This is a genomic window from Alteromonas sp. M12 (genome assembly GCF_037478005.1).
In the GTDB taxonomy this organism is placed as follows: domain Bacteria; phylum Pseudomonadota; class Gammaproteobacteria; order Enterobacterales; family Alteromonadaceae; genus Aliiglaciecola; species Aliiglaciecola lipolytica_A.
Genome location: NZ_CP144164.1, coordinates 4,903,885 through 4,929,758, shown reverse-complemented (window position 1 = coordinate 4,929,758; position 25,874 = coordinate 4,903,885). Strand labels below are relative to the sequence as shown.

Sequence of the window (25,874 nt, the reverse complement as noted above, 5' to 3'; positions counted from 1 at the left end):
CTACATGTCACTTCATTTAGTATTGAGGTGTGTCAGTTAAAAGTTTTGTTTGATGCGCAGTATGTTCAGGAGCTACAGATCCCTTGTTAAATTTTGCAGAAAAAAATGAATATTGGTCTGATAAATTTAAAGATTTAGATTTATCAGATGAAGAAATATGCTCGAAAGAGTTTGAAGGCTGTACCTTTGACCGTTGTAACTTCAGCAACACGGCTTTTGTTAGGTGCGTTTTTACAGATTGTGAGTTTACTGATTGTAATTTAAGTAATAGCAAAATTGAATACAGTCAATTTTCAGATGTTTGTTTTCGAGATTCAAAATTAATCGGTATTGATTGGACTAAAGCGGCTTGGTCAGAGTTAATATATAACTCGCCAATTAAGTTCTACAAATCGATTCTTAACGATAGTTCGTTTTACGGACTCTGTTTACAAGATTTAGTGCTGCAGGAGTGCAAGGCGCTTAACGTCGACTTTCGAGAAGGTGATCTTAGTCATTCAAACTTTACCTATACCGAACTGCAAGGCAGCTTTTTTGATAATACAAACTTGTCGGGTGTAGATTTTTCAGAAGCCACTGACTACAACGTTGATATTCACCGCAACAAACTGAAAAACGCCAAATTTAGTCGCTTTGAGGCGGTAAGGCTGTTGGAAAGCCTGGATATCCAATTGGTTGATTGAATAAACGTTTTCAAAATAGATTACATTAGATTTTGTTGTACATTTGCACTTTAGTTAGGCGTAAATTAGGAGCGCTATGAAGATTACGAATTTTTTCATTTTGGTTTTATGTTTGGTTGGTAGCCATAATCTACTTGCCGAGACTAAACTTGAAATAATGGCTAAAAGTAAGTTTACGATTGGTGACACTATCGAGTTTCATTCCCTTGTTTTAGATGAAAATCGAATCCTTAACATTTATCTTCCTAGCAGCTATGACGCGGCTATTGATAAACATTATCCGGTGGTTTATCTGCTTGATGGATCTGCCTCTGAAGATTTTATTCATTTAGCCGGTTTAGTCCAATTTGGCTCATTTTCTTGGATAAATCAGCTCCCCGAGAGCATTGTTGTAGGTATTGAAAATGTTGATAGAAAGCGCGATTTTACCTACCCCTCTAATAACCTTTTAGATCAAAAAGATTTTCCAACAAGTGGAGGCTCTGAACAATTTATTCAGTTTATCGGTACAGAAATCCAACCATTGATTGCGAAAAATTATCGAGCAAATGCCAGTAAAACCATTATTGGTCAATCATTAGGAGGATTGCTGGCCACTGAAATTTTGTTCAAAAAGCCTAATCTATTTGATAACTATATTATTATCAGCCCGAGTTTATGGTGGGATGATGAGTCACTATTAAAATTCACAGCATTAACCTCAAGTTCGCCTAAATCCATTTATATAGGCGTAGGGAAAGAGGGTGAAATAATGGAGCGAGTAGCAAAAGCGCTATTTGAAAAAGTTAAAGCAAATAAACCTTCGCACGATGCCGTTTTTTTTAATTATTTTGAGCAACTAAGTCATGGCGACACTTTGCATTTAGCAGTTTATGACGCATTTGATAAGATATTTAGAAGCAAAAAAGAGTAAGCATAGTTGTTTAATCAGCCGGTCAGAAATCCAAGTTTTGGCTTAAATTACGTTGAGAATTGCCGATGAAAAAGAAAATTATTGCAGCTTTACAGATTGGCTCTTCCTCCCAAGGAACGGCGCAAACGTTACAGCTGATCTTAGGTTATAAAGAGCGTATTTTAGAATCCAAATGTGATTTGTTAGTGATGCCTGAAGCACTTTGGGGGGGCTACCCCAAGGGAGCTGACTTTGGCACTAAAGTGGGATATAGAACTGAGCAAGGGCGTGAAGACTTTTTACATTACTGGCAGCAAGCAATTGATATTGATGGTCCGGAAGTGCAAGAGTTGGTTGAACTGGCAAAAAGTTGTAATACGTCAATCGTGATAGGGATTATCGAGCGCGGTGGTTCAACTCTTTATTGCACGGCGTTATTCATTACCGAAAAAGGTGAAATTAGTAAGCATCGTAAATTGATGCCCACCGCCAGTGAACGGTTAATCTGGGGGCAAGGTGATGGTTCGACATTACCCGTGTTAGAGGTATCTGCAGGGCGTATTGGTGCGGCCATATGCTGGGAGAATTACATGCCGTTGTTACGCTCAGCAATGTATGCCAAAGGTATTGAAATTTGGTGTGCACCAACGGTTGACGATCGCGATATATGGCAGGCAAGTATGCAACACATCGCTTATGAAGGACGCTGCTTTTTAGTCAGTGCTTGTCAATATCAATCCTCACCGACTGCAGAAAACAGCCTAGATCCATCTTGGCCAAAGGATAAACCTCTAATTAGAGGCGGTAGCGTGATTATTTCACCTATGGGTGAGATACTAGCGGGCCCTTTATACAATGAAGAGGGATTAATATGTGCTGAGATTGATTTAGACCAGATTGTTAAAGCTCGATATGATTTAGATCCCGCTGGGCACTATTCCCGTCCCGATATCTTTCAACTAACCGTTAACGAGCAAGCTCGCCCAGCGGTAACAATTGTGAAGACTGAAAATAACAATTAGTGATGTTTTGCTTGGCTAAAAATGGCAAAATAATAGACCTTCATCTTTGCTTCAATTGGCAAATTATTTTCATCAATAAGTCGAGTTTTATCAATTGCAATATTCACAACGTGCGCAAGCCATTTCCCCTTTCTTCGCTATGGCTTTTGGCGCTAAAGCTGCCGAGTTAGAAGCCCAAGGCCATCATATCGTTAAGTTAAACATTGGGGAGCCAGATTTTGGTGCGCCACCTGATGTATTACGCTCCATGCAAACGTTAGCAACCACTGCTCCACTGCCTTACACCTCGGCTCTAGGACTACCGGAGTTGCGAGAGGCCATAGCGGGTTTTTATAAGACCGCCCACAATGTTGATTTAAATCCTAATCGTGTTGTGGTTACTGCAGGAGCTTCTGCGGCCTTGTTACTGTTATCTGCGGCATTTGTTGATCCAGGTGATAACGTCATTATGGGTGACCCCTGCTACCCCTGTAATCGTCAATTTATTAAAAGCTTTGGTGGCAGTGTGCAACTGGTGCCAACTCAAGCACAGTCGCGTTTTCAATTGAACATGGCGTTACTTGAAAAGCATTGGCAAGCGGGCACTCGTGGTTTAATGCTCGCTACGCCGTCTAATCCTACAGGTACGGCTGTCGCGCCTGATGAACTGGCGGCAATGTGTGAATTTGCGAAAAGCCGTGGAGCGTGGCGCATTATTGATGAAATCTATCTAAATTTGCATCATGGGGACGGCAATACACCACCGATCACGGCTCTGTCATTTGATGATGAGGCGTTAGTCATCAACAGTTTTTCGAAGTACTTCGGTATGACTGGTTGGCGATTAGGCTGGTGCGTCGTGCCTGAGCGTGCTGTTCCGGTAATGGAGCGGATGGCGCAAAACTATTATATTTGTCCATCGACTTTAGCGCAAAAAGCAGCGCTAGCCTGTTTTACTCCCGCGTCTATTGCGGTCTGTGAGTCACGTCGAGAAACGCTTAAATCCCGCAAAGAATTGGTGCTGGCGGGGTTGAAAAAATGTAATTTGCAGGTGCCCGTTCAGCCTGACGGTGCTTTTTATGTTTATATTGATGTCAGCCGCACCGGGTTCACCGCGATGGATTTTTGTGAACGTGTATTGCAAGAGGCGCACGTGGCGTTAACGCCAGGCAATGATTTTGGTGAGTATCAAGGGGATCATTTTGTGCGCCTATCATTTGCTTCTGCTGAATCAGAGTTAGAGGAAGGCTTGCAAAGGCTCGCAGGCTTTATGAAAAAACTGATGGTTTGAAACTAAGGGTCTCAACGGGCAATTATGAATTGCAGTTCAAGTGAAAAGTTTTTAATTGTTGAGTTTCTCGTTCTGTTGATTTTTTCGTTTAACAGGCTCTGAAGCTGCTGTTTTAGTTCGTAACATGGGTAAATAAAGGTCTTTTATGAGTTTAAAAAATCGTGAGTACGGGGTAGGAAACAATTCTTACCTTATGGCGGGTGAATTACCTGGCATAACTAAACTGGTCGATGCGTTCTACGAGAATATGACTGTGCTCGGTGAAGCCCAAAAGATTAGAAATATGCACTCAAATGATTTAACGGAGTCTCGTAAAAAGTTGACTTATTTTTTATCCGGTTGGCTTGGTGGTCCTAAATTGTATGCCGAGCATTATGGGGCTATTAACATTCCTTTTGCACACAGACACTTGTCGGTTGGCGTTGAGGAAAGAGATGCTTGGCTTTTATGTATGCAAAAAGCCGTAGATAAACAACCTTATGAAGCCTCGTTTAAAGTGTATTTGATGGAGCAACTAAGGGTCCCAGCTGAACGAATTAGAGTGGTTTCTGGGGGGTAACCATCCCTTGAAAAAAAAGCTGAGGGTAAATCTATCACTTTGACTTCTTAGCTATGATATCTATGCTCGCGATAGCTATATCAGCAGCTAAACATGCGATGTGTAAAGCAAAGTTAAAGCGCTATTCGGGGGAGTTACCCTATTTCCGCAGGCTTTCCTGTGATGCTTCAATGGTTAGAATTTTGCTATAAATCTCCTCAGCTTCGTAGGTCAGTTGAGAGTAACTTCGAATATCACCTTTTCGCTGGGCATGCATGGCCTGCTCTAATTTTAAAGCATGTTCCTTTCTGAGTTTCTTGGTTGGGTCGCTCTTAAATATTGAAAACATAAACCAGTTCCTTTTTGTATTGGCTTTTTTACGCGAGAATATGCAAATAGTTCATAAATTAGAGTGTGAAAAATGGCTAAGTTCCGATAAATTGATGAAAAACAAAATAGCCGGAATTTACATTCAATGGATGATGATGCCGCTACAATAGTTAAACGGGCCGTAATTGCACAGGGTAATAGTTTGAATTTAAAAAAATTGTTGGTCGTTTTCAGCGTCACATTGCTAGCAGCATGCACAACGGGGCAGCTTTCTTATGTGGACGCTAAAGGCAATCAAAAACTCGCTTGTGAGGTTGAATTTGTCGGTTTACCAAGTGTTGATAAATATGCGGTGGAGTACGCACTTAGTCTGTGTGCAAAGAATATTGTTAAAAACGGGCATAGCATAAGCGAAACACATCTTCTTGAGATAGATACTAGCATTCCAGATCCACCATGTGGAGAAATCTGGACTCATGCATTCGCCAAACAAGAATATAAAAAAGCAGCGCTTTCTAAAAAACAGTACGGTTATTTAGTCGCGCATATTGATTTAGGGTTAGCTGTTATCAATCAATGTCGTTAAGCCATTATTTCAAGGGTTCTCACTCAAGTCTCTCAGGATATTTGTAATTACAGTGCCACTATATTTAGTGGCTTACTTTGCTGCTGTATTTTCGATGAGTTGCAGCGTTATAAAGGATTTAGCATGAATGTAGATAAAGCGAAAAAGCGCATTGCGAAACAGGTAAAAAAGGGGTTTAAAGGTTATCCAACAATTAACTTGGAATATTTTGGTCAAAGTACCGATAAAGCTACCGAAGTTGCCGTTCAATTTTTATTAGAAGAGGGTGCAGAGGTGCAAGAAGAGCGCTTTTCAAGCAAAACCGATGCGAGGGTTGATGAGGTTATTCAATCTGCATTAGTCAAAATCATCGAACGCGCTAATGCCAACTCTGTTATGGAAATTGAAACGGTTTCCATTCTTTGAATTTAATATTAAATGTAAGAGTGCAGTGTCAGTAACTAAATAGTTAAAAGTGGCTATAAACAGACAAGGTGATTGTACAGAGCTTTTGCGCTATCCCTCTACCCCGCTTTAGTACTTCGTTGAGTTTGTGGCTAGCTAATATTTAAAACGCAGAAACGTAGAATATTCTATAGAATTTGGTATCTTATGGTCAGTTATATACATCGCTATTTTTGCCATTCGACCTGCATATCATTATCGTTAAAACATAATTTGTGCTTTGTATAATGACATATCTGACAATAGTAAAACAGTTAACCAAAAGACTTTAACAATTAATCCAATGGGGCTCTGCCGCCCCCCGAAATACTCAATACAAGGAGAGTGATATGAATGATAATAAAGAAGAATATTGGGGAATGCCGTTAAACACTTACTGTATGTTAATTCATTTAAGTCAGTTAACTAGTATTATCATACCAGGCTTGGGTTTTATCTTACCCATCGTCATGTGGGCTACCAATAAAGATAAAAATGAACTTATTGACGTACATGGAAAGATAACCGTTAATTGGCTGATTAGTGTTTTTATTTATTCGATAGTGTGCGCTATTTTAGTGTTTGTATTTATCGGTGTTTTAGGGCTTATTGTGTTGGCCGTACTTAACTTGGTTTTTGCCATTATTGCTGCAATCAAAGCCAATAATGGAGAGGTTTGGGTGTACCCTCTTAGTATCAAATTTATTAAATAAGCGGATCGCGCAGGCCACAGAAAAGACTTAGAGAGCTTCTCTATTCTGTCTGTGGCTATATCGTCATTACAGCTGATGTCTTTGAGTTTTTAGCGCTCATAACCTAACTAAAATATTATCCCTACTCAAAAGTTAAAGCTGAGAATTTATCGCAAACCGCAAGGAGGTTGTATTCCATGGTAAATATTAATCCGATAGCCAATCGTGCTTTTACCCAAAGACATGGAGTTACTCTTAGGGGCGTCATTGTCGGTTTTATCACGCTGCTGCTGAGTGTATTAGCTGGATGTACTACAACGACGAATCAGAATATATCAACGCCTGACTATGACGTGGCCTTCAATTGCGTCAACGGTGAGAACTTACGGGTGCGTTTTTACACTGAGCAAGAAGTGGCAGTGTTGTTGCGAAATTCAGATGAAATTAAGTTGTTTCAGCAAAAAAGTGGTTCGGGATTCGTTTACAGCAATGGTCCTAATACTATTCGTGGGAAAGGCGATAATCTGACTGTTGAAATTGGCAGGATGATGCCCATTGAGTGCGTCAAACAGTAGACTGTTTTTTAGGCCTTAGCGCAGCAATCATTAACCTAAATTGAATGATTTTTCTTTATACAGCAAATAGTTAATCTTACTCTACTTGATTTAAAACCGCACGAAACCCATATTAACTTAAACCCTGCACTTTCAATGTTTGAAGGTAATAATGTAGGTTTTCATTGAGGTTTAAGATGACAGATTCAGTTATTCAAATTGTGTGTTCACATTGTAATGCGAAAAACCGCCTTCCCAAAGCCAAGCTTGATGATAAACCTCTATGTGGGAAGTGCAAAAAACCGGTGCTTTCTAACCATCCTGTTATCGCTACCGACCAGAATTTTAACCGTTTTATTACCGATAACGGTTTACCCGTAGTGGTTGATTTCTGGGCATCATGGTGTGGCCCATGCAAACAATTTGCACCCACTTTTGAACAAGTGGCGAGTGAAATGTCTACTCAAGCCTGTTTTCTAAAATTAGATACAGAGCATAATCAGCACACGGCTGGTGGTTATCAAATTCGTTCTATTCCAACGTTAATGATATTCCATCATGGCAAGGAGGTTGCGCGTTTGTCAGGGGCGTTACCAAAACCTCAATTTAAACAGTGGTTAGCGCAAAACTTACCCGCAGTGTAACAATGGAAACGTTAATTTCCATTGTTCATTTTCCATAGGCGATTGCCAGAGGCTACGCCAAACCAATTCTCAGCTGCAATGTTTACCTTAATAACCTAACTTTGCAGCTTTGTTATGGCTGATGGTCTATTCCAATCGATGGTTATGGGCTTGAATAGGATTAGGAAGTGTTTTTTCGCCTAGAATATCCAACAGGTTTATTTCAATTGTTCTCGACATCGCATGTAATGGCAGGTCATTGGCTGATACCCCAAACGGCTCCTCTAATTCTTCGCTTAATGCATCTAATCCAAAAAATGTGTACGCAATTATTGCGCTAAATAGAGGCGTTACTAAGCCTTGTGAGGCAACGATGGCGAAGGGTAAAATAAAACAGTACAAATAAGCAGTACGCTGAACAAGTAGCATGTAAGCAAAGGGTAATGGAGTATTTTGAATGCGTTCGCAAGAGGCTTGCACATCTGCCATTGCCGTCATATGCTCGTCCATTTTCAGCATTAAAAAGTCTGATATTAAATTTTGGCGTCGACACTCCCCTAGTTTTGCACCAATTAAACGTAAAATTCCATCGGTTAAGCTCTGAGCATCCCGCAGAAACTGGATGTCATTTTGTGCCATGTAAGGAGTAATGTCAGGCCAGGGATCTGTGCTACGTAATTGGTGACGCAGCGCGTGGCTAAACGCAATAATTAAGTTTATTACGTACCTTTGCACTTCAGCACCTTGTTTTTGCGTACCGTCAACATAAGAGACCATCTTTCGCGAAAGGCTTCGAGATGCCACTATAAGTTTGCCCCATTGTTTACGCCCTTCCCACCAGCGGTCATAGCTTGCGTTATTGCGGAAACCAAGAAATAACGACAAGGCTACGCCAAATAATGCCACAGGTGCGAGGGTGAAGTCGGGAAATGCCTCAGGGTAAAAATGTTCGGCACCTGCAACACCGGCCCCTAATAACGTAATAAAGATAATTCTTAGATAGATAAGCGGTAAAACAGATCCTCTTATTATAAAAAACAAGCGCAGTGAGTGGGGATTATCGCGTATAATCATAGAAGCCTCTAACTGAATAATTGTGCGACATTATAAAGACATAACGAATAAATTTCAGCGAACCTTAATATTAGGAGCCAACATGAAAACCGCGTCACCGGCTAATGGAAAACCGCCTTCATTTGATCCAGCAGATAGTCAACGTATTGAAATCAGTTCGCCCAAAGAGTGGGCCGCAGGCATCCCTGCCGTCATTTCTGCATACAAGAACGTCACTTCCAAAGCTGGGCCCTTTAAAGGTACGCGGCTGCTGTCTGATTTGAATCAAATCGAAGGGTTCGATTGTCCTGGTTGCGCTTGGCCTGATCCATTAAATAAACGGGCTACATTTGAGTTTTGTGAAAACGGTGCAAAAGCGGTAGCAGATGAGGCGACCACTAAACGAGCCGATGGGGCGTTTTTTGCCAAGCATAGTATTCGTCAGTTATGTGAAAAATCCGACCGATGGTTAAACGATCAAGGGCGCTTAGTTGAGCCAATGTGGTTGCCCGAGGGCGCAGAACACTATCAACCAATTGCTTGGGACAGTGCGTTTGAATTAATTGCCAAGCAATTAAATTTATTGGATAACCCTAATCAAGCTGCCTTTTATACCTCTGGACGCACCGGCAACGAAGCTGCGTTTTTATATCAACTATTTGTGCGTAAATTTGGTACTAATAATTTGCCCGATTGTTCGAACATGTGTCATGAATCAAGTGGCGTGGGCTTAGGTGAAACCATTGGAGTGGGCAAGGGGACAGTAAGCCTTGAAGACTTAGAGCAGGCCGAGGCAATTTTTGTGTTTGGCCAAAACCCAGGTACTAACCACCCGCGAATGCTGGGAACACTGCAAGATGCAAAACGTAATGGCGCTAAAATCGTAGCCATTAATCCACTGGATGAAACAGGTCTAAAACGCTTTAAAAACCCACAAGAAGTCTCGGGTGTTATTGGCAACGGCACCGCCCTTCGAGATTTGTATTTGCCGGTGAAAATAAATGGCGATGTAGCCTTATTAAAAGGTTTGTGTAAGGCATTAATAGAGCGTGATAACAAACATCAGCCGGTATTGGATCACGAATTTATTGAGCAGTATTGCCACGGTTTTGATGAGTTCAAAGCCGATATCGAGCAAACGAGCTGGCAAGACATCCAGCAAGGTAGTGGTTTAAGCCAAGCCCTTATTGAACAGGCCGCAGATATTGCCTGTGGATCGAAAAAAACCATTTGTTGTTGGGCAATGGGTATGACACAGCATAAAAATGCGGTGGCCAATATTCAGCTAATGACCAACTTTTTAATGTTACAAGGCAACTTAGGTAAGCCCGGAGCCGGTGTGTGTCCAGTGCGAGGTCATAGCAACGTGCAGGGTGACCGTACCATGGGTATTTGGGAAAAACCGAATCCTGAATTTCTAGATGCACTTGAACAAGAGTTTGGCTTTAACCCTCCACGAGACAACGGTGTTGATGCAGTTGAGACTGTGCATGGTATGCAGCAAGGCCAAATTAAAGTTCTGTTTGCCCTCGGTGGAAATTTTTTTAGGGCCATGCCTGATCATCAAGCCAATGAACAAGGGCTAAGTCAATGCGAATTAACGGTGCAGGTGTCAACTAAGCTCAACCGCTCGCATCTTTATACTGGCAAGCAAGCACTGATTTTACCTGCGTTAGGGCGCACAGAAATCGATACTCAAGTGGGCGGTATTCAAACCATCACCGTTGAGAATTCGATGGGCGTTATTCAAACCTCTCACGGTAAAATACCGCCTGCGTCAGATTTGCTGAAAAGTGAAGTGGATATTATCGCCCAACTCGCGCACCACACCCTTAAAAACGATAGCGTTAACTGGTTAGCCTTGCGTGATGATTACCGTCTTATTCGTGATCATATTGCTAATGTGATCCCCGGTTTTGAAAACTTTAACCAACGAATTGATGCGTTAGGTGAATTTGTACTTCCCAACGGTGTGCGAGATGCTCGTGTCTTCCTCACTGCTACTGGTAAAGCAAACTTTATGGTGCACAGTATTGATAATGTTGAGGTGCCAGAAGGGGGTTTATTGATGATGACCATTCGCAGTCACGACCAATTTAACACCACTGTATACACTAATAATGATCGCTATCGTGGCGTACGTGGTACGCGTAAGGTGTTGTTCATTAATAAACAGGACATTGCTGAGTTAGGGTTGCACAGCGGTCAAAAAGTAACGATTCGTAGCCATTGGCCAAATGATAAGGCGAGTGTTAGAGAAGTGACTGATTTTGCGCTAGTAGAATATGCAATTCCTAGGGGGTGTGCAGCGGCTTATTACCCTGAAACCAATGATTTGATACCCATTGGCAGCGTTGCAGATAAAAGTAACACACCAGCCTATAAGTCGATTGTGATCAGCCTGCACGCGTCTGGTTAATCATCAAAGTAAAATACGGCAAGCGCTCTAATTGCGCTTGCCGTGTTACAAATAGTTAGTGTCTAAAGCTAGGCATTAATGCTGGAATGCCCGGTAACATGCCAACCATAGCCATTACGCTGGTTAATATAACAAACATGACAAGCGGAATAATCCAACGGCTCATGTGAGTTAACTCAGAGCTTCTCTCTTTACAGCCGATTAATCCTAAATTATCAAGCAACATAGTCAGAGACCAACCAAACGCTGGGTTCACCAATGTTGAAGCGAATACCACTATCGCCGCAGATTGTGTGGTTTTGCCTTCACGTGTCATTTCCATGCCAGCTTCTAGAAGCGGAATAAAAACCCCTACAATTAATGCTACACACAGTACTGGTTGCCAGATGGCGAGATCCATTGGATATCCCCAAACTCCGGCAATTACGCAGAATAACGCGGTTAAAATCGCACCAGCAGGTATTGGACGTTTAGCAATGGCGGCTGGGACGATATAAGTACCCCAAGACGAAGCGAAGTTAGCGCCACCTAAAATAGAACCAAAGGTTTGTCGAGCTGAGGCGCTGAGCATAGTGTCATCAATATTCATTTGCACTTTTTCAGTACGCTCTGGGTAGCTTATTTTTTGAAACACTTGATGCCCCAAAAAGTCGGGAGACCACATTGCTACAGCAAGAATTGCAAAAGGTAACACGACAATAAAACTTTCGGCGGTCGGTAAGCCCAACATCCACCCCGTGTTTTCTCCCCACCAATACATTGGGTTCATATTCGGTAGCCCAGGTGCCGTGTGAAACTCAAATGGTGCACCTAAAGCAAAGGCTGTAAAGCCGCCTAAAACACAACTTAAGGGCACGGCTAACCAACGCTTTTTATAGTGCTCTAAGAACGCGTAAAGTAAAATTGTGGCCAGAATAACAATAAAAGCAATGTGCGTTTTATCAATACCTTCAGCCCAAACAAACAGCTTTTTAACCTGCGAAATCGTGCCGATAAAGCCTAAATAAAGTAGTAGGCCGCCACATACTCCTTTACTCGTGAGTCGGGCGAGCAGACTTCCGCCTTTGCTGAATGCCAATATCAATCCAAAGGCACCAATAAGTAGTCCAAATGCCATTGGGTGTCCGCCAGTGGCGACAACAATGGGGATTAACGGAATTAACGGGCCATGGGTTCCGGCTAAATTAGCGGTAGGCAAAATAAAACCCGAAAATAAAATAATGAAAAAGGACACTATGAGTAACTCGTAGCGCACATTTTCTAAAACAAACTCATCGCCAAGCCCTAGCGCGCCGGCAAAGGTAGCTGCAATGGCCGCAACCATTACTACTTTTCCAATTGTGGCTGCCATCGCGGGAATGGTGTCTTCGAATTCAAAACGGTAATCCCTAAACGGTAGATTAGGTCGCCAGCGTTTTGGCTGCATAATTTGCAGTTCGTGCTCTAGGTATTCGTCTCTCGTTGCGAATTCAGAGCTCGGTTTGTGAAGTTTTTCATAGCTATCGGAAACGGCTTGATTCTCCGTCACCTTTTCAGCTCCAGATGTAATCTCATCTTGCGGCGTGGTATTCATGATTTCCCCGGCAACATAGTTGCTCTTAAAAAATAAAAAATAGCTTTATTTAAAGCAAATGAATGTTGAGGGCGTAGAATAGATCAGCTTTTAAAAAATTACGATAAGCCTAAGGTCTTACATATTTTCGTTGAAATTTGTGAATGTAAATTGTAGTAAATTAGAAAATATCAGTTAATTTAAACATACAAATCAAATGATTAGCCTATTTTTCGGTCTAGATGCCCGCTAAATTGAATAACCACATGGGTATCAACTAACTTCCTGCTTTTTAAAACTGATTAGAGTTTACTCTTTAATGCTTGCTTAGAATTTGTGACTTACAATGCTGAGCACCGCCAATTATTCAAAAAAGATATAGATAACAGTCAGTTTATTTATTTTATGTCTAAAATTTTTTGTAAAAATACCCTTGATTCGTAGGCATAAATACAAGAGTCATTTTTTGCTAATAAATGGTGGTTGTAGCTGAGAGGAATAAAAATTATGTGATTTTTCACTTTTTTTTAATGGTTTTTAGCCAATTTTTTTTGCTCCAGCATTGGGTTTTAGAGTATAATTTAGCCAGACTACAGGTTTGTTGTCTGAGTCTACTTAGTTCAAAACTAAATAGACTAAAAAACACTTAAACAGCTCAAATGAGCAGAAAAAGTTGGTTTCACGTTCAACGTACGATATTGATATCAGCGTAAAAGCGCTTTTAGGAATTGGACAGAAAACTAAAGTAGTGGTAAATCGAGCATAAAATTGTATGGTGAATATTCCACAGAGTATTGCTGTACAAGCATGGTTCAGCTCGAGTGCTCTTCAAACTGGGTCATAGTCATATCCCTCCAGCATTAAAAGAGACTAAATTAATTCAATGTGACCTTTAATGTGTCCTTACTGAGTTGATCGGGCATCTATTTTCTCGAACTTATTGCCACCAAAGTCCTGCCCTCAACAGGCTCGCTGATTTTGTATCAAATTAATTACGTGAATGCGTGATATGACTGTAATTTAACGACTTTTTCTAGAGTCTCGTTAGAGCACAACTTAAATCAGGTCCCAAATGCTATCTGCACTTAGAAAATCGATACAAAGTAAACCGTCTTACCATGAGATTCAGGCTAACGTTCTGGCCGGCTTAACCGTTGGTGTTATTGCTCTTCCCCTTTCTATGGCGTTGGCCATCGCCAGTGGCGTACCACCACAGCACGGTCTGTATACCGCAATAGTGGCAGGTGTCATTATTGCCTTAACGGGTGGCTCTAAAGTTAATATTTCTGGTCCAACAGCGGCCTTTGTGGTTATTTTGCTGCCGATAGTGCAACAATATGGCCTAGGCGGGTTGTTGGTTAGCGGTTTCATGGCCGGTTTTATTCTTGTTTTAATGGGGGTAGGAAAGTTTGGAAAGCTAATAGAGATAGTGCCCTATCCAGTGATCGTTGGCTTCACTTCAGGCATTAGCGTGGTGATTGCCACCTTTCAAATTGGTGACTTTTTGGGGCTCAGGATTGAATCTCTCGACGGTCACTATCTAGATAAGTTAACCACTATCTTTATGGCATTGCCTACTCTTGCATGGCAAGAAACCCTAATTGGCATTTTAACTTTAACGGTGTTGTTAGTATGGCCAAAGTTTCGTTCTAAAATTCCAGGGCACTTGGTTGCCTTACTGATAGCCAGTTTTACCGCTTGGTTACTCAGTTTGTATGTAGCTGACTTTTCTGTTGCCACTATTGGTAGTCGCTTCTCGTTTGATATCAATGGCATTGTAGGAAACGGTATTCCTCCTATTCTACCGTCCTTCGATTGGCCTTGGAATTTACCTGGAGCGGATGGTGCGCCTATCGGGATCAGTTTTGAATTGGTTAGATTGTTGCTCCCATCAGCGATAACTATCGCTATATTGGGTGCACTTGAATCCTTATTATGTGCCGTTGTTGCCGACGGAATGTCGGGCAAAAAACACAATTCAAATGATGAACTTATCGGTCAAGGTATTGGTAATATTATCGCTCCATTATTTGGTGGGTTACCTGCTACAGCAGCCATTGCTCGTACCGCAGCGAACGTTAAAACTGGAGGAAGCTTGCCGCTATCTTCCGTTGTCCATGGCTTGTTCATCTTACTTAGTATCCTACTTTTAACTCCTTTGTTGTCGTATATTCCTATGGCATCCATGGCCGCATTGTTATTGATGGTTGCGTGGAATATGAGTGAGGCTAAATATTTTATTCGGACCTTAAAAATTGCTCCTAGAGATGATGTAGTTGTTTTGGTTTTGTGTTTTCTGCTTACTGTATTGTTTGATATGACGATTGCTGTGGGCGTAGGTATTGGATTAGCGGCAATGCTGTTCATAAGAAGAAGCATCAGTCTTACCCAAACTTCTCAGATTGAGGCCGACCACGGGGACTATGACATGCCCGACAATACGGTCGTATATGATATTAACGGTGCATTGTTTTTTGGTTCGGCACATAAAGCACTGAAAACCATTGCTTCCGTTCGTCCTGATGTGCGGGTTGTGATCCTCGATATGTCTGAAGTTACGCTGCTGGATATGAGTGCGATTGTGGCCATGGAGTCCATCGCCAATGATTTACAGCAAAAAAATATTGGGTTAATCATTAATAGTTTGCAGCCACGCATGATTTTAAAACTTAGACGTGCAGGGATTAGGAAAAAAATCGGCAAGGTGGCATTTTCAAGAACCCTTAACGACAGTTTTGAATTAGCCCGCAAAATGCCTGCCTAACCTCAGGTTATTTTTCCCTTCAAATGGGCTCAAAATGGACAAAAGATGTTAGTACATTTTGAGCCTTAATATTCTAAAAATACTATAGGTAAGGCGTAGTTAAACAAAAGCATGGAGCGAATTAAAAAGGTCATACTTTAGTATGATTATTTGGAATATTTATATCCCATATTTTTTCTTGTGCTATTCTGAATGTATAGGTTTGTTGAGTTAAAGGATATTAACGAGATTTTATACATGCTTGTATTGTTAAAACCATATTCACCTAACATTTGTCTGATTGCCTTTTGTCAGAAAAATCCACTCATAAATATAATCATCGGTTTGAAGAGTTTTTCTGTCGAGAGAGCGTTTTGATGTTCAGATTTAAATTTTATAAATATTTAGTACTACGTTCTCTATGTTTAGTTACGTTGTGTTTGTCTACCACTAGTGTAATCGCACAATCTAATCAAGGAACGGGTTCTGCTCTGCGGATCAGTGGTTTTGCAACTTTGGGAGTTACCAACGTCGATGCACCTGACGACTGGGGTTTTAGGCGAGATATTTCTCAACCAGCCAACGATGGTGACCTGCGTGGAGATATTGATTCTCGATTGGGACTGCAGTTTAACTATGCGCCAAATGCGCAGTTTGAGTTGGTCGGTCAATTTGTTTTGAAGCGACGCTCTAGTTATGCTCCAGCAAGTGATGCCATTGAATGGGCGTTTGCGGCGTACCGACCTTTAGCCGATTTAACCATGCGAGTCGGACGGGTCAATATAGACGCATTTTTATCGGCAGATTATCGCAACGTTGGTTTTGCTTATCCGTTTGCACGGCCGCCAGTGGAATTTTATGGTTCTTTACCACACTCACTTGACGGTATTGATATCAACAAAGATATGCAATTCGACGATAGTTTTTGGCGTTTTAAGGCCTATGCTGGGCGTTCACATAGTGGAGACTTGGCCTTTGACGGCCGCACTTCAGTGAAGCCGGTTTACGGACTCACGGTGTCTCGCGAATCCAATGGATTAACTTTACGCCTTGGGCTTGCCCATGCGGGTCTAGACGATAACCCCGCGCCCTTGGTGCCTTTACTCGACGGGCTCAACTCAATGACAGCCCTGCCAATTCCTCAAATTGTAAGCCAAGTAGAAAGTTTTCAATCTAGGTTAGACAGCAGTGATTCCCATGGGATTTATCATTCTCTTGCGATGAATTATGACTCATTGGATTGGTTGTGGACCTTTGAATTGACGAAGGTGACAGGCCATCCATCTACGCGTCTTACTGCTGGATATGCAGGTTTTGGAAGACGAATTGGTGCAGTGACCCTTTTTGCAGGCTATAGCCGTATTTCTACGCCAAAATTACCCGTTTCTACTCCTGATTGGGCAACACCTCTGACGCCTATTATCGGTGAGACAGGTGCATTTCAAGCTCAAGCTTTAGCCTCTGCATCAGCAATTGCGGTAAATAGTTCTGGCGCTAATCAGCACACATTTTCGTTGGGCGGTCGCTGGGATTTCCGTCATGACATGGCGTTAAAAATACAATGGGATAAGGTTAGTATCGATGAATACGGGGCCAGATTGTGGACAAATGGTACATTCGAATCAGCTAACGCAGACGTCTACAGTGTGCTATTGGATTTTGTATTTTGAACGGGTTAATTAAAACAACATTACGCTATTCGTTGTTCATGCTGCTCATTTTGTTTGGCAAACTGGCGCATGCAGACTCCTATATTGTAGTGAACGCTAATAATCCGCAACAAAACATGACAAAAAAAGAGCTGGTAAACCTTTTCATGGGACGCAGTCGAGGCTTTTCAAACGGCGATTTTGCATTGGTTTTTGATTTACCTCGAGACGATCCTAATAGTGCGGCTTTTTATAAAGCACTAACAGGGTGGAGTATGGCACAAGTTAACAGTTACTGGTCTCGTTTGATGTTTTCAGGTCAGAGTATGCCGCCACAACCTTTGCCTAACGAAAAAGCGATGATTGATATACTCAAGCGTAATCCAAGTGGAATCGGTTGGTTAAGCGAAGCGCCAGAAGATGATTCATTGCGAGCAATATTGGTCCTTAAGGAGCTTCCTTGAATGATACTAAACGCGGATTTGGCGTTTTCGCAGGTCTACAAACTCGCCTTCTGCTAATCATCATTTTGGGCGCTGTAATTTTTTCGATTGCAGCAGGTTTATTTGCTTATCATTTAGGTGAAAAGCGCGGAATTTCGACCAGTCAAGCTACCCTTACGGATCTTGCTCAAGCTGTTGAAAAAACCGTTGCTATTGGCGCGTTTGCATCAGATTCTGTGTTATTGGCTGAAGTGGTTAATGGGTTGGCCCGTAATTCTTTGGTTGCTTTGGTGCAGGTTGAGTCTGCCGATGGCGATATATTGGCGCAAAATCCGCAGGCCGAACCCCGCGCTTTAAATAATCTGGATACCACTCGAAATACCTATGTAAAACAAGTCTTGTACTCTCCTTTTGATGAAAAGGAAATCGTTGGATTTTTGCTTATTTATGCCCACCAAGACCAAATCGCTAAGGTTGCGAAACAAGAAGCATTAACCTTGGCTTGGATGATGGTTGGGCAAACAGCATTAGTGGCTATTCTTATCTACGCGGTTGTAGCCGCTTTGGTTTCACGCCCTATTACACGCTTGGCTGAGCAATTACGAATAATGTCGCCTGGCACTAGTGAGCGTTTAGAGACTCCTTCGCTGCATCGTGGAGATGAGATCGGCATATTGATTAATAGTGCTAATGAGTTGCTAGACTCGAATACAGTTGCATTGACTCGGGAGCGAGAATTACGCCACGAAATAGAATTAATGGAATCACAATATCGTCAAATATTCGATTCCAGTAGTGCGGGGATTTTTGTTTTAGACCAAAATGGTTTGTTGATCAATAGCAATCCAACGGTGTCAAAAGTTGTCGGTATGTCATTATCAGGGATGCAGCAGCTCAAACATGATAACTTTATTGAGCGGGTTTTTGGTCAACCAGACAAAGTTCGTGCAATGGTGCAAGAATCTATTCGCACTGGTGAAACGGTGTCAGGCGATCTTGAATTGGTGCAAAAAGGCGATGTGCGCCGTTGGGTACATTGTTTGATATCGGTACATGCTGGTCCTTCGGTAACGGATACCCTAAGGGCAATAACGACCGAAGGTGTTATGTATGATATCACCGAGCGTAAGAGTGTCGAAACCGCGGTGCGTTATCAAGCTGATCATGATGCTCTGACCGGGCTGAATAATCGCGCCTCAAGTCATGCTATTATCGAGCGATTTTTGGAAGAATGCCGGACTAATGCTACCGCTGTGAGTGTTATGTGTATCGACCTTGATGGCTTTAAGCAGATCAATGATCGATACGGTCATGAAGCGGGTGATAAAGTATTAATTGAATGTGCTTTGCGAATGAAAAACGCGGTGCGTAGATCAACTGATTTAGTTGGAAGGCTAGGCGGCGACGAATTTGTTGTTGCCTTGCGTGATATAGGTCCCAGTGATGACGCTTTAACGATAGTGGCAGATGCTATTATGGCTGCCGTATGTGCTCCAATTGTTTTAAAAGATGGCACTAAAGTGCAGGTGGGAGCAAGTATTGGCATCGCTTGTGCTCCAATACATTCACTTGACCGCGTAACGTTGCTCGATATGGCCGACGCTAGTATGTATAAAGTTAAACGCACAGGCAAAAACACTTATGCAATGGCCTACCCAAAAATTCTTTAAAAAGTAATCGCCTTGTTAAGCCGCTATTTCCTTCCAAGCTGATGATTTCCCTTTCAATCTAATCTGTGCTCGCTATTTTTGGATTTTTCCTAATTTGGACTAAGCTTTAAAAATGATCTACGCATATCTGCAGGCGTTAAGTGTAAATGCGAAAGTGAACAATGTCAGATGGTCGTAGGGAAAGTAATGACAAATTGCGGGAGGGATGTTTATGCTCAGACGAGCAAAATCGATCATGATTCTTACGGTTGCACTTTGGGGGTTTGTTGGGTCTTTTCACAACCTAATAGATTGGGACGGTACATTGGCCGCTGTCGGGGCTGCGACTTCGATGGTAACTGTTACTGGTGGCACTGAAAGCTGGCAAGCCACCTCAAATACCTTGGTTATTTGGATTGGCGCACTGTTAATTTTGGGGGCAAAATTGACTACTGGCGTTATGTGTACGCTGGGTTCAATTCGCATGTGGAGAGCGCATAATGCCAACAGTACGGTGTTCAACGCAGCAAAACAAATTGCGCTCACAGGGTGTGCTGTGGCTATCATTATGTTGTTCGGTGGCTTCATTATTATTGCTGAAAGCTGGTTTGAATTGTGGCGTTCAGAGTCGATGTTGGTGCCGGTATTAGGCTCGGCTTTTCGTTATGCTGGGATGATCTCTTTAATCGCTATTTTTGTCGCTTTAAAGGATTAACGTTAGCTTCGGCGGAGTATAAAAAAGGCGATATGAAATGTCATATCGCCTTGTTAATGATGCACCTAAATCAGCAGTTGATTTTGGTATCCATGGTGTTTATTAGAAATGCATTAACATGTTCACACCAAAGGTACGCGGAGCGCCCTTTAAGAAGGTATCTGGAGATAATCCTGTGGTCGGAAAGAAGCCAACATTGTAGTCTTCATCTGCCAAGTTTCTTACCCATAATGCCACTTCCCAATCTTCTGTTTCCAACGCTATGCGCGCATTTGTTACAGTGTAAGAGTCGACCTGATCATTGTTGTTGATAGTTTGGTAGTGCTCACCAGTATTGCTCGCGTCAATTTGTGTACGCAGAGTAAAGTTATCGTCGATGGCTGTTGCATAAACTACAGCTATATTCCAAGACACATCTGGAGAAAACGGTAAGTCATTGCCTTCAATAGTTGCATCTTCACCTTGGAAGTTATCGATTTCCGATTCAACAAACGCTGCACCTGCACGAATATCTAATCCATCAATTGGCGATAAAGTAAGAGCAAATTCAGCGCCTTTGATTGTGGCATCTGATACATTAGCACGAACATTGGTACTGGCTCCTGCTACGAATAACGTTGCCGTAGACTGGTAATCAGAAAAGTCATAATAGAACAGGTTGGCTTCTGCAGAGAGCAAGCCGTCAGTTGAACGATACTTCGAACCTAGCTCATAGGCAATCAAGGTTTCAGAATCAATCGGCAGAGCTTCTTCGGGTGTCAATATGGTTGAACCGTCAAAGCCACCTGCTTTGTAACCAGTGCTAATTGTTGCATATAGTCGCCATTGCTGTGCCGGCGTAAATATACTGCTAATTTTCCACGTTACTTCACTGTCATCCAAAGATTCATCAAACATCAGTGGAGATAGTGGATCAATTGGCACACCAATATACACGTCACCTGCAGGGAAAAATGTCGGTGCAGTACCGTAAACACCATAAGGGTCTAGGTTTTGAGTCTGTCCTTCGAATGTGACTTCATCTGATGAATAACGAATGCCCGTTTCTAACGTAAACCAATCTACTGGGGTCCAGTCTGATGAGGCAAACAGGCCAAAAGAATCACGTTCTTGAATATAATCTGTTTGCACGTCGGTTTGCCACAATCCAGAGTTTAAGAACAATAAGTTAGTGCCAAAGTCGACTTCATCTTGCAAGGCGAAAGCGCCAAGCAACCAGTTAAGGTTTTCTGAATAGCTACCAGCTAGTCGAGCTTCAATCGTAAATTGTGAAAATTCATTTCTGAATAAATAATCAGCAACTGCAAATGGTAGGTTGTCAGAGGTTGTGTAATCACGGTCAAGTGACTCATAGCCAATTAAAACAGTTCCCGTCATATCCGTTGAAAACTCGTGTTCAATTTGCAGGTTTGCGCCAAACTGATCTGAATCTAATTTAGGTAGGATATTGGAATAGACAGTGAAAGGGTCGTTGTCTAAGGCATTGGCAAATTCAATAAGTGCAGGATCTTGTGGGTTTAAAAAGAACGCTGATGTGCTTGCATACTCCGCCCAGTTATCCGCGGTGACATCCGGGATAGCTAATTCAGAGTTATCTTCTCCCATAGTGACTTTAGCTGTCACCAATGTGCTGTCTGAAACCGTCCATTCAGCAGTTACACGAGCTGAAATACGATCGGCCCCGCCCCAGTCGCCTTGAGCCGCTACACTTTCTTGCGGCGCAATTGTGCCTTCTGCGTAGGTATATCCAGTTCCTGGGCCGGTACCTAAGTGCTCATAAAAACCGTCAGATGATTCATACAGACCAGCGATACGAACTAGGAAGTCTTCAGAAATAGGAATATCCACCGCGCCTTCACCGCGAAATAGGCCGTAATTACCAACATCTAAATCAACGTAGCCACCAAAATCAATATCGGGACGATTAGTTAAAATGTTCACTGCACCAGCGGTCGCGTTACGTCCATATAGGGTACCCTGTGGGCCTTTTAATACTTCTACTCTATCAATATCGAAGTACTGACCATTTAACAAGCCATTGGTACCTTGATAAATACCATTCACATGAATAGCGGCAGATGATGAGCCGTTTGGATTAAAGTCATCATCACCTACACCACGAATGGTGATTCTAGGAGATGACGCCCCTGCGTAGGTTTCACTGTATATTAGTCCTGGAGTATTTAGGGCTAAAGCTTGGGCATCAGCTGTACCATTAGCTCTAAGTTGTTTGCCATCAAGTACATTAACAACCCCTGGGATATCTTGTATTGATTCGACTTTTTTACGAGCTGTGACGGTAATGACTTCCAAAGCATCTGCTTGTGCATTTGTTGTTTGTGCATAGGCATGAGATGAGAGTAGTGCTGATCCTGAAGTGGCAATAAAGGTACTGGCCACTGCTAGGGTAATTGCTTTTTTGCGAAAGTGAGTGTTTGTTGCTTTGTGCGTTGTCATAAGGTTTCCAAGATTGACGTTTATCTTAAGTTGGTCATCCAATTAGATGACGGCTAATTATATCACTTGCATTAAAAAAGGCTATAATGGTATGTCTTAAACTGTTGAATTTAATATAAAATTCATAAATTCATCTTGTCGCAGTGGTTGCGGTCAATTCGTGCAAATAAAGCGTGATTTTATTTAGATAAGCGCTGAAATAAGCTGCTTTGTGATACTCTATGTTGGCTACTAATCTCGCTACTTGAATATTGATTTTAAGCCTATGAGTTTTCTAATTATTTAATCGTGAAAACTTTAGAGGCGTTAGAAAAAAACACTTATTATCAGCGAAAACCTAGCAGTAAAAATGAAAGCGCAATTATCAATAACCCTTGGAGTAGAGAGTGGAAAATTCATTTGAATTTTTAAGCTTAGTTCTTGATACAATCACTGAACATATTGTTGTTATTGATGACGCAGGTGAGATTAAATACGTCAATAAAAGCTGGTCAGCATTTGGTGATAATAATGAATGTTCAATCGGCAATGATTGGAGAGGTGTCAATTATTTAGACGTATGCGATAAAGCTGCGGCCTTTGGCGATGAATTCGGGGCTAACGCTGGAAGGGGGATTCGAAGCGTTATAGAACAACGTTCACCTCTTTTTTATTTAGAATACCCTTGCCATAGTCCTAACGAGCCACGCTGGTTTATGATGCGAGTATCTTCTTTTTTACTGTCAGGAAATCATTACTTCGTTATCTCCCATCAAAATATTACAGAACGAAAGCTAGCAGAGGAAGAGGTTTTAAATCTATCGCGAATTGATGAACTAACTGGTATTGCTAATCGTCGTTATTTTAATGAATTTATAGAAAGTGAGTGGAGGCGATGTCATCGACATGGCATGCCAATTTGTCTTGCGATAATCGATCTAGATTATTTCAAATTATTAAATGATAGCTATGGACATCAAGTTGGAGATAGCTGTTTAAAATCAATTGGTAAGATACTGCAAAAGTTTGCTAAAAGACCAAGCGATATGTGCGCTCGTTATGGCGGAGAAGAGTTTGCACTCGTATATGGAGATACAAATTTGCAGCAAGCTAAGCCATTAGTTAACGAGTTACTGGAGCAAATTCGTTCGCTCAACATAGCTAACGAAAATTCACCTATATGTTCGATGTTAACGGCCAGTATTGGAGTGCACTCAATTTATCCCAAAGATGATAATAATGTGAGCGAGTTTATTCGTCGAACCGATCAATTACTGTATTTGGCCAAAGAGAATGGAAGAAACCAAATTTCTTTTTAACCCCCAGCTTTTCATTATAAGTGTTATAATTCATCGACTTTTTGCCTAATTAGCCTAGCTGGATATAGAGTTTTGCTATTCTGCAAAGTATTACGCTTTAAAATCGAGATATTAAAGCGAATCCTCAATCAACAGCGCTTTTAGGAAATATACATGAAAATATTAGTACGTAATCTAGTCCGTAGTACCTCAGAAAATGAATTAAAAGAATTATTTCAAGAATTTGGAACAGTTGGTTCTTGTACTTTGGTGATCGACAAAGTGAGCGGCGAGTCAAAAGGGTTTGGTTTTGTGGAAATGGCTAACGCTAGAGAGGCTAAGGCTGCGATTCAAAACCTAAATTATAAAAATCTAGGTGGCAATAAAATACGGGTCAAAAAAGCCGAAGATAAAAGCGTTGCCGATCCATCTGAATAAGTAATTTGAGCTGTTATCTAGCTTTCCTCAGCGGTTATTTTTTAAAACAAACTGGATGTAATGAATGAGTCAGTCAGTTAAACAGCATATTAGCAGCGTGGCTTTATTGGTAGATAGTTACGCGAATGCTATTGATTTTTATACTGATAAATTAGAATTTGACGTTATTCAAAATGTCGATGTTGGTGACGGTAAACGATTTGTTCAGATATCGCCAAGAGATTCAACCAGCTCAAGTTTGTTGTTGCTCAAAGCAGAGTCAGAGCAACAGCTTGCTGCTATGGGAAATCAAGCTGGCGACAGCGTTTTTTTGATTATACAAACCAATGATTTTTGGCGAGATTATCATAAAATGCACTCCAAAGGCGTTGTCTTTGATGAACAGCCGCGCGAAGAACCTTACGGCACTGTTGTGGTGTTTCAAGATTTGTATGGAAATAAATTCGATCTTATTCAGGTTAAAACAGATTGAGATAATCGATGATGTAAAGCCGACAAATGCGGTGATTTGTTTAACTCGATAATGAGCACAGGATGCATTTCATTTGTTTTTGATGGTTAAAGTCTTTTTACTGCTTGCTGCGTTATCGTTACATGATGTCGTAGCAAAACCCGTTCCTCCCACTTTATTATTCGTTGTGCCGCTATCTATTATTAGTTTTATTTCCACTGCTGCTATTTGGCATACGCTTTTTTTAAGCCTAATTTTGAGTTTGGCTGCTTTTGTGTATTTCTGGTTATTGTCTTATTTTCCTTCTGGGGGCAAATACTATGCAATTATGTTGCTAGGCGGGATTGGTTTAATGGCGATTTAACTGCTTTACTTAACAGATTATTACTAAATTACATAAAACCATGAAACAGGCTATCAAGGGTTATCATAAAGACGAACAAAGGCATTGGGTTGCCGAACTTGATTGTGGTCACAATCAGCACGTCAGACACACCCCGCCTTGGGCCAATAGACCTTGGGTGGAAACGGCGTCAGGAAGGAATGCCAAACTGGGTTTTATGTTGGATTGCAAAAAATGTGATCGAGGTGAACCTAAAGACAACTAAAAAATACTGCTATCATAGTTTCATCTTAGTTGCTGGGTGGGAATTTAATGTCTGAAATACTAACAATCATCTTACTTACCAGTTTATCGGGGAGTTGTATTCTCATCGGTGGAATTTTGGCTAGCTTTGACCATATTCGCCCGCTTTGGATTGAGCGCGAAGTACGCCATGGTGTGATTGCTTTTGGCGGTGGCATTTTACTCGGTGCGGTGTCAGTTGTATTAGTGCCTGAAGGCATTGCCAGTATGGGCCATTCTATGTTCTCTATCCCGATTGTGTTACTCGGCGGAGTGGCTTTTTTTATTGTTGAAAAGCGACTCGGCTTGAAAAAGCATGATTCACCGCAGTTACTGGGAATGATGTTGGATTATATTCCCGAAGCAATTGCACTAGGCGGTTTAGTTGCGCTGGGTTCCCCAGTGGCACCTTTGTTAGCATTGTTCATTGGTTTACAAAATTTGCCTGAAGGTTTTAATAGCTACCGAGAAATTAACCATAACAACGGCAACAAATCTTCTAAAACACTTTTAACCATGAGTGCATTAATTCCATTGGGGCCTATTGCTGGGATTATCGGTTACGTTTTTTTATCAGATTATGAAGCAGTTTTAGGCGCAATTATGTTGTTTGCCTCAGGTGGAATTTTGTATATTATTTTTCAAGATATTGGACCACAATCACGTTTGGCTAAACACTGGGCCCCTCCACTAGGAGCTGTAGTTGGTTTCTGCTTGGCACTTTTTAGTGACATGTTGGTGACTAGTAGCTAATTGTCACTCTGGTATTCTGAGATCATCTAATATTCAT

At 41.6% G+C, this 25,874-nt stretch carries 26 protein-coding genes; 22 read left to right on the top strand and 4 right to left on the bottom strand.

The window, feature by feature from the left end; all coding sequences use genetic code 11:
- Positions 1–83: 83 nt before the first annotated feature.
- The 5 genes from VUI23_RS21210 (at position 84) to VUI23_RS21190 (ending at position 4,426) form a co-directional block, all read left to right on the top strand.
- Positions 84–683 carry a pentapeptide repeat-containing protein gene (locus VUI23_RS21210; RefSeq protein WP_342805976.1) on the top strand — a complete coding sequence of 200 codons (600 nt, stop codon included), beginning with the start codon at positions 84–86 and terminating at the stop codon, positions 681–683.
- Positions 684–759: 76 nt separating this feature from the next.
- Positions 760–1,596 (top strand): alpha/beta hydrolase-fold protein, encoded by an 837-nt coding sequence (locus VUI23_RS21205; RefSeq protein WP_342805974.1) that lies wholly within the window; start codon positions 760–762, stop codon positions 1,594–1,596.
- 65 nt (positions 1,597–1,661) lie between these two features.
- Positions 1,662–2,597, top strand: a complete 936-nt coding sequence (locus VUI23_RS21200) for a carbon-nitrogen hydrolase family protein (protein WP_342805972.1) — start codon at positions 1,662–1,664, stop codon at positions 2,595–2,597.
- Between the two features lie 94 nt (positions 2,598–2,691).
- Positions 2,692–3,867, top strand: coding sequence for an aminotransferase class I/II-fold pyridoxal phosphate-dependent enzyme (locus VUI23_RS21195; protein WP_342805970.1), 1,176 nt, complete (start codon positions 2,692–2,694; stop codon positions 3,865–3,867).
- Positions 3,868–4,012: 145 nt separating this feature from the next.
- Positions 4,013–4,426, top strand: a complete 414-nt coding sequence (locus tag VUI23_RS21190; protein ID WP_342805968.1) for a group II truncated hemoglobin — start codon at positions 4,013–4,015, stop codon at positions 4,424–4,426.
- A 139-nt stretch (positions 4,427–4,565) separates the two neighbouring features.
- Here the strand turns inward: VUI23_RS21190 and VUI23_RS21185 are convergent, their stop codons facing one another.
- On the bottom strand, positions 4,566–4,754 hold the full coding sequence (locus VUI23_RS21185; protein ID WP_216047693.1) for a DUF6435 family protein: 189 nt from the start codon (positions 4,752–4,754) through the stop codon (positions 4,566–4,568).
- Between the two features lie 183 nt (positions 4,755–4,937).
- Here VUI23_RS21185 and VUI23_RS21180 point away from each other — a divergent pair, with 183 nt between their 5' ends.
- From VUI23_RS21180 to trxC, 5 genes are all read left to right on the top strand, one after another.
- Positions 4,938–5,321, top strand: coding sequence for a hypothetical protein (locus tag VUI23_RS21180; protein WP_342805966.1), 384 nt, complete (start codon positions 4,938–4,940; stop codon positions 5,319–5,321).
- A 123-nt stretch (positions 5,322–5,444) separates the two neighbouring features.
- The gene (locus VUI23_RS21175; protein ID WP_342805964.1) at positions 5,445–5,726 is read left to right on the top strand and encodes a hypothetical protein; all 282 of its coding nucleotides are present in this window, start codon (positions 5,445–5,447) and stop codon (positions 5,724–5,726) included.
- 368 nt (positions 5,727–6,094) lie between these two features.
- Positions 6,095–6,457, top strand: a complete 363-nt coding sequence (locus VUI23_RS21170; RefSeq protein WP_216047696.1) for a DUF4870 domain-containing protein — start codon at positions 6,095–6,097, stop codon at positions 6,455–6,457.
- Positions 6,458–6,633: 176 nt separating this feature from the next.
- Complete coding sequence (locus tag VUI23_RS21165; RefSeq protein WP_342805962.1) at positions 6,634–7,011, top strand: MliC family protein; 378 nt, start codon at positions 6,634–6,636, stop codon at positions 7,009–7,011.
- Between the two features lie 176 nt (positions 7,012–7,187).
- The gene (gene trxC, locus VUI23_RS21160) at positions 7,188–7,634 is read left to right on the top strand and encodes a thioredoxin TrxC (RefSeq protein ID WP_252728962.1); all 447 of its coding nucleotides are present in this window, start codon (positions 7,188–7,190) and stop codon (positions 7,632–7,634) included.
- Positions 7,635–7,760: 126 nt separating this feature from the next.
- On the opposite strand, the gene VUI23_RS21155 is transcribed toward trxC, so the two are convergent.
- Positions 7,761–8,687 carry a bestrophin family ion channel gene (locus VUI23_RS21155; protein WP_342805960.1) on the bottom strand — a complete coding sequence of 309 codons (927 nt, stop codon included), beginning with the start codon at positions 8,685–8,687 and terminating at the stop codon, positions 7,761–7,763.
- Between the two features lie 82 nt (positions 8,688–8,769).
- Between VUI23_RS21155 and VUI23_RS21150 the strand changes: the two genes are divergently transcribed.
- A complete protein-coding gene (locus VUI23_RS21150; protein ID WP_342805958.1) occupies positions 8,770–11,085 on the top strand; it encodes an FdhF/YdeP family oxidoreductase in 2,316 nt (771 codons plus the stop codon).
- Between the two features lie 55 nt (positions 11,086–11,140).
- Here VUI23_RS21150 and VUI23_RS21145 read toward each other — a convergent pair whose 3' ends face one another.
- A complete protein-coding gene (locus VUI23_RS21145; RefSeq protein ID WP_216047700.1) occupies positions 11,141–12,658 on the bottom strand; it encodes a DUF3360 family protein in 1,518 nt (505 codons plus the stop codon).
- 1,051 nt (positions 12,659–13,709) lie between these two features.
- On the opposite strand from VUI23_RS21145, the gene dauA reads away from it, so the two are divergent.
- From dauA to VUI23_RS21120, 5 genes are all read left to right on the top strand, one after another.
- Complete coding sequence (gene dauA / locus VUI23_RS21140; protein WP_342805956.1) at positions 13,710–15,401, top strand: C4-dicarboxylic acid transporter DauA; 1,692 nt, start codon at positions 13,710–13,712, stop codon at positions 15,399–15,401.
- A gap of 356 nt (positions 15,402–15,757) precedes the next feature.
- Positions 15,758–17,050, top strand: a complete 1,293-nt coding sequence (locus tag VUI23_RS21135) for a hypothetical protein (RefSeq protein ID WP_342805954.1) — start codon at positions 15,758–15,760, stop codon at positions 17,048–17,050.
- Complete coding sequence (locus VUI23_RS21130; protein ID WP_342805952.1) at positions 17,047–17,493, top strand: hypothetical protein; 447 nt, start codon at positions 17,047–17,049, stop codon at positions 17,491–17,493. The genes VUI23_RS21135 and VUI23_RS21130 overlap by 4 nt, the downstream gene beginning before the upstream one ends.
- Positions 17,490–19,142 (top strand): sensor domain-containing diguanylate cyclase, encoded by a 1,653-nt coding sequence (locus VUI23_RS21125; protein ID WP_342805950.1) that lies wholly within the window; start codon positions 17,490–17,492, stop codon positions 19,140–19,142. The genes VUI23_RS21130 and VUI23_RS21125 overlap by 4 nt, the downstream gene beginning before the upstream one ends.
- Positions 19,143–19,353: 211 nt before the next feature.
- The gene (locus tag VUI23_RS21120) at positions 19,354–19,836 is read left to right on the top strand and encodes a DUF2165 family protein (RefSeq protein WP_216047705.1); all 483 of its coding nucleotides are present in this window, start codon (positions 19,354–19,356) and stop codon (positions 19,834–19,836) included.
- Between the two features lie 102 nt (positions 19,837–19,938).
- Here the strand turns inward: VUI23_RS21120 and VUI23_RS21115 are convergent, their stop codons facing one another.
- The gene (locus VUI23_RS21115; RefSeq protein ID WP_342805948.1) at positions 19,939–22,293 is read right to left on the bottom strand and encodes a TonB-dependent receptor; all 2,355 of its coding nucleotides are present in this window, start codon (positions 22,291–22,293) and stop codon (positions 19,939–19,941) included.
- A 386-nt stretch (positions 22,294–22,679) separates the two neighbouring features.
- Here VUI23_RS21115 and VUI23_RS21110 point away from each other — a divergent pair, with 386 nt between their 5' ends.
- The 6 genes from VUI23_RS21110 to VUI23_RS21085 all read left to right on the top strand — a co-directional run bounded on the left by VUI23_RS21110 (position 22,680) and on the right by VUI23_RS21085 (position 25,837).
- Entirely contained in the window at positions 22,680–23,591 is a 912-nt protein-coding gene (locus tag VUI23_RS21110; protein WP_342805946.1) for a sensor domain-containing diguanylate cyclase, read from the top strand.
- Positions 23,592–23,744: 153 nt separating this feature from the next.
- A complete protein-coding gene (locus VUI23_RS21105; protein ID WP_216047708.1) occupies positions 23,745–24,008 on the top strand; it encodes an RNA-binding protein in 264 nt (87 codons plus the stop codon).
- Positions 24,009–24,072: 64 nt separating this feature from the next.
- On the top strand, positions 24,073–24,480 hold the full coding sequence (locus VUI23_RS21100; RefSeq protein WP_342805944.1) for a VOC family protein: 408 nt from the start codon (positions 24,073–24,075) through the stop codon (positions 24,478–24,480).
- A gap of 73 nt (positions 24,481–24,553) precedes the next feature.
- Positions 24,554–24,823, top strand: coding sequence for a hypothetical protein (locus tag VUI23_RS21095; protein ID WP_342805942.1), 270 nt, complete (start codon positions 24,554–24,556; stop codon positions 24,821–24,823).
- Positions 24,824–24,863: 40 nt separating this feature from the next.
- Positions 24,864–25,067 carry a DUF3565 domain-containing protein gene (locus VUI23_RS21090; RefSeq protein WP_303501692.1) on the top strand — a complete coding sequence of 68 codons (204 nt, stop codon included), beginning with the start codon at positions 24,864–24,866 and terminating at the stop codon, positions 25,065–25,067.
- Positions 25,068–25,114: 47 nt separating this feature from the next.
- On the top strand, positions 25,115–25,837 hold the full coding sequence (locus VUI23_RS21085) for a divalent cation transporter (RefSeq protein ID WP_342805940.1): 723 nt from the start codon (positions 25,115–25,117) through the stop codon (positions 25,835–25,837).
- The last annotated feature ends 37 nt before the right edge of the window (positions 25,838–25,874 follow it).

What these genes read in the sequence shown, in the direction of transcription:
- VUI23_RS21185 (WP_216047693.1), bottom strand. Translation starts at nt 4,754, where the DNA reads ATGTTTTCAATATTTAAGAGCGACCCAACCAAGAAACTCAGAAAGGAA.
- dauA (WP_342805956.1), top strand. Translation starts at nt 13,710, where the DNA reads ATGCTATCTGCACTTAGAAAATCGATACAAAGTAAACCGTCTTACCAT.
- VUI23_RS21190 (WP_342805968.1), top strand. Translation starts at nt 4,013, where the DNA reads ATGAGTTTAAAAAATCGTGAGTACGGGGTAGGAAACAATTCTTACCTT.
- VUI23_RS21105 (WP_216047708.1), top strand. Translation starts at nt 23,745, where the DNA reads ATGAAAATATTAGTACGTAATCTAGTCCGTAGTACCTCAGAAAATGAA.
- VUI23_RS21175 (WP_342805964.1), top strand. Translation starts at nt 5,445, where the DNA reads ATGAATGTAGATAAAGCGAAAAAGCGCATTGCGAAACAGGTAAAAAAG.
- VUI23_RS21135 (WP_342805954.1), top strand. Translation starts at nt 15,758, where the DNA reads ATGTTCAGATTTAAATTTTATAAATATTTAGTACTACGTTCTCTATGT.
- VUI23_RS21100 (WP_342805944.1), top strand. Translation starts at nt 24,073, where the DNA reads ATGAGTCAGTCAGTTAAACAGCATATTAGCAGCGTGGCTTTATTGGTA.
- VUI23_RS21145 (WP_216047700.1), bottom strand. Translation starts at nt 12,658, where the DNA reads ATGAATACCACGCCGCAAGATGAGATTACATCTGGAGCTGAAAAGGTG.
- VUI23_RS21090 (WP_303501692.1), top strand. Translation starts at nt 24,864, where the DNA reads ATGAAACAGGCTATCAAGGGTTATCATAAAGACGAACAAAGGCATTGG.
- VUI23_RS21150 (WP_342805958.1), top strand. Translation starts at nt 8,770, where the DNA reads ATGAAAACCGCGTCACCGGCTAATGGAAAACCGCCTTCATTTGATCCA.
- VUI23_RS21165 (WP_342805962.1), top strand. Translation starts at nt 6,634, where the DNA reads ATGGTAAATATTAATCCGATAGCCAATCGTGCTTTTACCCAAAGACAT.
- VUI23_RS21120 (WP_216047705.1), top strand. Translation starts at nt 19,354, where the DNA reads ATGCTCAGACGAGCAAAATCGATCATGATTCTTACGGTTGCACTTTGG.
- VUI23_RS21085 (WP_342805940.1), top strand. Translation starts at nt 25,115, where the DNA reads ATGTCTGAAATACTAACAATCATCTTACTTACCAGTTTATCGGGGAGT.
- trxC (WP_252728962.1), top strand. Translation starts at nt 7,188, where the DNA reads ATGACAGATTCAGTTATTCAAATTGTGTGTTCACATTGTAATGCGAAA.
- VUI23_RS21170 (WP_216047696.1), top strand. Translation starts at nt 6,095, where the DNA reads ATGAATGATAATAAAGAAGAATATTGGGGAATGCCGTTAAACACTTAC.
- VUI23_RS21115 (WP_342805948.1), bottom strand. Translation starts at nt 22,293, where the DNA reads ATGACAACGCACAAAGCAACAAACACTCACTTTCGCAAAAAAGCAATT.
- VUI23_RS21200 (WP_342805972.1), top strand. Translation starts at nt 1,662, where the DNA reads ATGAAAAAGAAAATTATTGCAGCTTTACAGATTGGCTCTTCCTCCCAA.
- VUI23_RS21205 (WP_342805974.1), top strand. Translation starts at nt 760, where the DNA reads ATGAAGATTACGAATTTTTTCATTTTGGTTTTATGTTTGGTTGGTAGC.
- VUI23_RS21155 (WP_342805960.1), bottom strand. Translation starts at nt 8,687, where the DNA reads ATGATTATACGCGATAATCCCCACTCACTGCGCTTGTTTTTTATAATA.